At 36.3% G+C, this 6,240-nt stretch carries 8 protein-coding genes; all 8 read right to left on the reverse strand.

Features of this window, described 5'->3' with window-relative positions; genetic code table 11:
- On the reverse strand, positions 1 to 855 hold an 855-nt coding region (locus K1X82_14320), incomplete at its 3' end, for a GAF domain-containing protein (protein ID MBX7183283.1).
- 307 nt (positions 856 to 1,162) lie between these two features.
- Positions 1,163 to 1,594 (reverse strand): DUF1801 domain-containing protein, encoded by a 432-nt coding sequence (locus tag K1X82_14325; GenBank protein MBX7183284.1) that lies wholly within the window; start codon positions 1,592 to 1,594, stop codon positions 1,163 to 1,165.
- Positions 1,595 to 1,680: 86 nt separating this feature from the next.
- Positions 1,681 to 2,088, reverse strand: a complete 408-nt coding sequence (locus K1X82_14330) for a hypothetical protein (protein ID MBX7183285.1) — start codon at positions 2,086 to 2,088, stop codon at positions 1,681 to 1,683.
- 2 nt (positions 2,089 to 2,090) lie between these two features.
- Complete coding sequence (locus K1X82_14335; GenBank protein ID MBX7183286.1) at positions 2,091 to 3,869, reverse strand: T9SS type A sorting domain-containing protein; 1,779 nt, start codon at positions 3,867 to 3,869, stop codon at positions 2,091 to 2,093.
- A 7-nt stretch (positions 3,870 to 3,876) separates the two neighbouring features.
- Positions 3,877 to 4,398, reverse strand: coding sequence for a TPM domain-containing protein (locus K1X82_14340; GenBank protein ID MBX7183287.1), 522 nt, complete (start codon positions 4,396 to 4,398; stop codon positions 3,877 to 3,879).
- Positions 4,399 to 4,415: 17 nt separating this feature from the next.
- On the reverse strand, positions 4,416 to 5,387 hold the full coding sequence (locus tag K1X82_14345; protein MBX7183288.1) for a hypothetical protein: 972 nt from the start codon (positions 5,385 to 5,387) through the stop codon (positions 4,416 to 4,418).
- A 66-nt stretch (positions 5,388 to 5,453) separates the two neighbouring features.
- Complete coding sequence (locus K1X82_14350) at positions 5,454 to 5,849, reverse strand: VOC family protein (protein ID MBX7183289.1); 396 nt, start codon at positions 5,847 to 5,849, stop codon at positions 5,454 to 5,456.
- 30 nt (positions 5,850 to 5,879) lie between these two features.
- A partial coding sequence (locus K1X82_14355; protein MBX7183290.1) for a hypothetical protein occupies positions 5,880 to 6,240 on the reverse strand: 361 nt, incomplete at its 5' end.

The raw sequence follows: 6,240 nt of genomic DNA on the forward strand, positions 1-6,240 counted from the left end.
ACAGGAATTTATTTCCACTAAAAAAGGTATTAATTCAAACTCCTCCCATTTTAAACTACTCTTCTCAGATTCCAATTTCTCAACAATTAAAAAATCGTCCAAGGTTTCACGCATATTTTGAATAGAGGATTTCATTCTGTCTATATGCTTTTGCCTTTTCTCTTTCTCACCAATTTCTAAATATCTTTCAGAAAGAGAAATGCTTGACAAAATGGTACTCAAAGGCGTTTTTAACTCATGTGAAGCCATGGCAACAAAATTGGATTTCAATTTATTCAATTCCTTTTCCCTTTGCAAGGATTCCATTAACTCTCTTGTTCGTTCTCCTACCTTAAACTCTAAATTATTTCTTACATCAATTATTTCAATTGAAACAGCTGTAATATCTGCTAACGATTGCAAGGTGGTTATCTCTTCCAGAGTTGGCTCATGCTTTGAAGCCCAGTAATTTCCGATAGCACCTAATGGCTTGATGGTTCTAATTGGAACCATTAATACACTACGCACAAATGTCGGCTCATAAACCGATGTAGGAATTCTATCATCCGAAAAGATATCCGGAACAATCGCAGGCTTTCTATTCAACATAACCCATCCACTTAAACAGGAATGCATAGGAAACTTGCTACCTTTCCACAATGGCCTAATGGCATCTTCATCAGCATAGTAACATAAATTATCCTCCCTTAAAACAAAAGTTGCTCCATCCGCTCCGGTTAACTCACGAGCAACGGTTCGAACAATACGCATTACCTCTTCAATATTTTGAGCCAAGGAAAGTAGCTGAACTGTATTCACCAACTTCTCCATGTGTATTATACCCGAAGGTGAATAATAATTTGAAGTCAAATTCATAGGGTTTAATTTGAATTGGAAGAAAACTGCATGGAAGGCAGTTGGCTCAAATGTAATTACAAAATCAAATAAACAGCTTATTATTAACCGTATATCGACATAAAACCTAAAACAAAATGCAGATACCCCTAATGAATCGATGAATTTAAATGATATAAATCAATCAATCTAAAGACAAACACTCAATACTATCGAAAACCAAGTAATTTGATTAAATTATTTTTAAAAAAATTTCAAGGGCATTATTTTAAACCCTAACAAATACATCCCGCTCTCCTAATCTCCTTAAAATCGGAAACACCCTTCCTTATACTGTAGATGATTTTCGAACTCCTTCTTGAAGCGCAACTTTCAATACCTCTAAGCTAATATCTGAAAGAATTCGAAACTTTATGCAATATCCTGTCACTATTGCCTTTCCAATACTCTTTGAAAAATTCTCACTCAACCAATGCTTGTCTTTTATCCCCAAAACATAGATTGATATACCGGTTTTATTCGAACTAATTCCAATTTGAAATAACTCCTTTCGACTACCATTGGCATATATTTGCCAATAATGCCCATAACCAATGCTAGGATTGGAAACTATCTTTCCATCTTCATTTCTTCCATCAGAAAACCACAACCTTACTCCGGGAAACCACTCCAACAAGAAGCCATGCAATTGTCTCATTTGACCTTGTTGGTTGCCCGAGAGTCCATTTAGATAATCAGCTATTTGAGATTTTACGTCCATCCTATTATTTGCTTATTAAAATAATAACCTAGAACCCGTAGACTCCTTATTAAATGTACATATTTATTCAATTTCTTAATTACCCACTAATCACCAGAAACTGGAGATTCTTTCTTAAATAAATGTAGAATATAACTTGCTAAAAAGGCTTCTAAAACACTTAAAGGAACAGCGAATTTTAACAAAGATAATGGAAGTACTCCTAAATTACCAATAACCAACCACATCATAGCAAAACCAAATAACCATCCAATCAATCCTGTTTCAATCCAACTAAACCGTCGAGAAATAAAAAATAATACTACAGAAAAAAGCATCGACCATATTCCCCAAACTGCTCCATTGATAGGTTTAGCCGGAAATTCCAATCCCAACGAAAAATAGTGCTCAACCCAATAATCAGGAAAAATAATCTGGTTTCTTACAAATTCAGAGATACTTATCCAAATGCCGGCCAAAAGCACCGGAACTAAGGTGGTTTTTACAAATTTCATTTCTATTCTTTAATAAACTTAGCCATTCGTTGATCTTGCCTGATAAAATACAATCCGGGTTTTAGGTGAATCACCGATAGTTCCGGACCTTGGATAGAATACTGGAACTCCCCGGCAGAATTGTACAACTCAACCCGTTTAGAATTCACAAAGCCTTTCAATAATATACGTTCACTACCAGGATTAGGACAAACTTGAACCCAATTTTTTCTTGAAGTACTTTCAGGATAACCAACCCCTAAATTGTAACTAAAAACGCAATTCTGCAAGGCTAAATATTTAGGATTTAACGTGTCTTGATAATTTATTTTCACACCCCACGACCCATATTTAGAGGGATTACCATGGGATGAAAACTGACAAAACAAACCTGGATGGTTAGAATACCAAGTATCCAAATAATCACAATAAATATCCTGCAGCGCAGGATGGTGGTTTGCTGCAATTAACTTCGAAGTGAGTGTTGTATCATTTTGATAATTTCCAGTAGCAACTAAATGCTGACCGCCTTCATAACATACCAAATCCAAACCATTTGCATCTGCAACAACTTGATTATCGTTCATCCAAATTGAACTATAGGAAATAGCATCAGCCATTAACCCCAAAATAGTTTCAACAGTTATAGTATCTTGAGCATTTTGATTGGCAATGTCATTGGCAACATTTCCGGCAAAATAGGGGGCAATAGCAATTGCGTCTGCCTGCACATGATGCGGATTATACAAGGTATCATTTAAAAACCCAACCAATTGCCCTGCAATCCAACTATTTGCGGCCTGAGAAGGCAGAAGTTTAACCAAATTAGTTGAGCCACCAAACTCAGTTTCAAACAAATAAAACACATCTGCTGAACGCTTAGCGGTGTATTTCCAAGCCCTTTCCCAAGGTTGCCCGGTAAATCCCAAATCCGCTGCCATAGCAGCACAATCCGAATTTTGCGAAAAAATGCTATTCCACACCTCATTGCTATACTCCAGATAAATTTTCAGATTAGGATTTAACTGGGTATGCAGCAATTGAGCCAATTGTGAAATGTAAGAATCACTCGCCTTGTGTGGAATATTGATCCATACATTTTTTTGTGTAAGATTTGCTAATTCTATCACGTACTCCCAAGCAACCCCTGTGTTCATGGCTTGTGAATAATAATCCACAGGTGTTCGATCGGACCATTCCTGCACAGTTGAACCATTGGTTCTTTCCCAATCCATAAATCGAATGGTTTCAAAATCGGCCACAAAATCTAATAATTCATTTGTAAATGTTTGTGACTGATAAGTGTTCACATACTGTGGATATACAAAATCAATGTTGCTGATCGGATTATTTACATTGGATTGGGTAATTTGAAGACATACCGGCCCCGTAACTGCTACCATGGTATCTACCGGACAAGCAAAAGTTCCACTGGCACCAAATTGAAGCCTAACCTCCCCACTACCTTCCACTTTTAATCGGTACTGTCCCAATGGTTCTGCCTCTCCAATATCCCATAACATAAGTGCCTTTACTATTTGAGGAGAATGGATACCATCAGAATATGGAATTTGCAAAGGATATCCTTGTGCATTCAATGGAATCGTTAACTGGGTATCCCAAGGTCCACTACCATCTGCATTTGAAGAAATCCACCAACGACTTTGGCGAAAGGCATCCGTAAAAACCAATTCAGTTGACCAATCGGTTACCCCAACTAAATTAATTCCAATAGGACGATTGTTTTGACTAAATCCATCTAGGGATAGGAGTAAAAAGAAAAAAATCCTGATAGTACGCATACTATATTCAACGACTTCTTTGCTTCAGAAGTTCCATTAATTGGGTTAATCCATTCATAGTACCCAGATAAAAATTTCCGGCCCTAAATTCCGGAATAAAGTAAGTATTATTCAAGAATGTTCCATCCTCTTCACTTATAATATTTGCTGTTCCATCCCCATAAACCAACCTCATTTTCCTCCAACTTTTCGAAATGGCAACCACCACTCCATTATCATCACCCTTCGCCCCCACTCCCCATAAATTGCCTAAAACATTGGCTAATGAATCGAAACGCTGAACTGGCACATGGGAAGAATCCAAACTTACCAAGGCTATTTCCATTCGGGTTTCATCTTTGAAGGCTCGAATAACACTATCCAAAACAAATTCTTCTAAGTCGGTAAAAATATTCTCAAAATCGTTTACCAAACCAACAGGCTTTGGTAAGTTGGTTTCGAACAAAGTTAGACCCGGATTTTGTGCTTCAGAACGATAAAAGAAAACTATCAGCAGAATTACTAGAAAACTTACATAGCTATTTTTCATGCTTTTAGCAACTTACATCATTTCAAAGGCTTCAATTTTAATGTAATTAAGTGCTTGATTTGCATGGGTCCAAAATCAAAAACCTTCACAAATTCCATTCTTCCAACCAAACCACTTTTCAGGCTATAATGGTATTGAGCTTTAATTTCCAAATTAACAGGAGGAAGCTGGTTAACATCTTCTCCCCGGTATGACAAATCTCCAATTTGATTCTTAATTATTCGTTTTATTTCACTGGATTCCCCTTTGGAATAATCCTGAAAATGCATGGTATCTTCAGTTAACGATGTAATTTCAATGGCGTATTTAACCGGTAACATTTCCCCTCCAAGTGCAGAAGAAACCAGCCTCTTTCCTTCTAAGGTTTGCCCTTCAGTTAAATCATTTCCAACACTAGAAAAAAACAAAGCCAATTCCGGAAATTTATAATCAATCAAACCTTGTGGAGTAGAATATTCCAACTTCATTTTGGGGAGGTTCTTTAGAAAATCTGCCGAATCAGCATCCGGAAACTGGAGAAAAAACTGCTTCCAATTCAAATCATCTAGCTGCTTTACACATGCATCATAGTTTATCAAAGTAATAGGTGTATCGGAATCATCAATTTTAAACTCCAGATAAAATCCTTGTAAATTAGTAATACTATTCCTAAATTGAGGAGTTAAAATATCCAGGTAGGATTTTGGGCCAGTTGGTAAAATACTGTCATAATTCATAGTTAATATCCAGTGATCTCCCCTATTTTCAGCATGACCATGAATTAGCAAACGTTGTCCAATCTGAGATTTACTCATATCTCGATTATCCACTGTATTGCGATTAACCTCAAGAATAAACTCATTCAATTGACCTAAGTCGCAAACAACCTGAATGGTTTTACCTGATTTACAACTCTCCAAACTTAGAACTCCCAATATCAACAAACCATAGAGAGAATGTAATAATCTAAACCTTTTAAATAAATGAAAACCTGTTTTTAAAGATATCATACCAATTAAGCTGAGTAATTAAACTTCAAATATATCCATTTGACGAATAAAAACTAACCAATTTCGTCACCTAACTTTAGGTTGAATCAAATCCCAACAGTTGCCATACAAATCTTTAAAAACTGCAACTGTTCCATGAGGCTCATCTACAGCTTGTCTGACAAACTCAATTCCTAGATCCTGGTAACGGGTATAATCACGCCAAAAATCGTCGGTATGTAGAAAAAGCCAAACCCTTCCTCCCGCTTGCTTACCAATAACGGCCTGTTGTTCAGCATTTGAAGCCCGGGCCAATAATATACCGGTTTCCTTTGCCCCGGGGGGCATTAATACCACCCAACGCTTTTCTTCGGTCAAAACAGTATCTTCAACCAAGCGAAAACCCAATTTTTTGGTATAAAAAGCAATGGCCTCATCATAATCTAAAACTACTATTGAAAAATAGGCAAGGTATTGTTTCATCCAAAAGGTTATTAATAGTCAAATTTTACACTATTTCCTGCAGTATTTATTCGAATCACTAACCGAATATTTACGCTCCAAATCCACATCATTCAAGCTTTTAACATTCCCCCATGAGAATATTTTTTCAAAAAAAGGTAGAAGTTTCTTATTCTTAATTTTTTGCAGAAAATACACTTCATGCTCCTTTTCCTTCATACCCATTTCATACAAAATTGAGTCATGCTCAGTAATACCTAATTCATGAAAATAATGCATCATCCTAAAATACTCACAAACATTTCCACTTTCAAGTCGTCCGGCAAAGTAATAAGGCATAAACCAGCCAATAACATAACAGGAGTATGAAATCAGTTTTCCGATTACATGAAATCGAATTTCGTAGTAGTTT

Source organism: Bacteroidia bacterium (assembly GCA_019695265.1).
Classification (GTDB): Bacteria; Bacteroidota; Bacteroidia; order JAIBAJ01; family JAIBAJ01; genus JAIBAJ01.

Coding starts and splice junctions, on each gene's coding strand:
- K1X82_14325 (MBX7183284.1), bottom strand. CDS start 1,594: ATGGACGTAAAATCTCAAATAGCTGATTATCTAAATGGACTCTCGGGC.
- K1X82_14330 (MBX7183285.1), bottom strand. CDS start 2,088: ATGAAATTTGTAAAAACCACCTTAGTTCCGGTGCTTTTGGCCGGCATT.
- K1X82_14335 (MBX7183286.1), bottom strand. CDS start 3,869: ATGCGTACTATCAGGATTTTTTTCTTTTTACTCCTATCCCTAGATGGA.
- K1X82_14340 (MBX7183287.1), bottom strand. CDS start 4,398: ATGAAAAATAGCTATGTAAGTTTTCTAGTAATTCTGCTGATAGTTTTC.
- K1X82_14345 (MBX7183288.1), bottom strand. CDS start 5,387: ATGATATCTTTAAAAACAGGTTTTCATTTATTTAAAAGGTTTAGATTA.
- K1X82_14350 (MBX7183289.1), bottom strand. CDS start 5,849: ATGAAACAATACCTTGCCTATTTTTCAATAGTAGTTTTAGATTATGAT.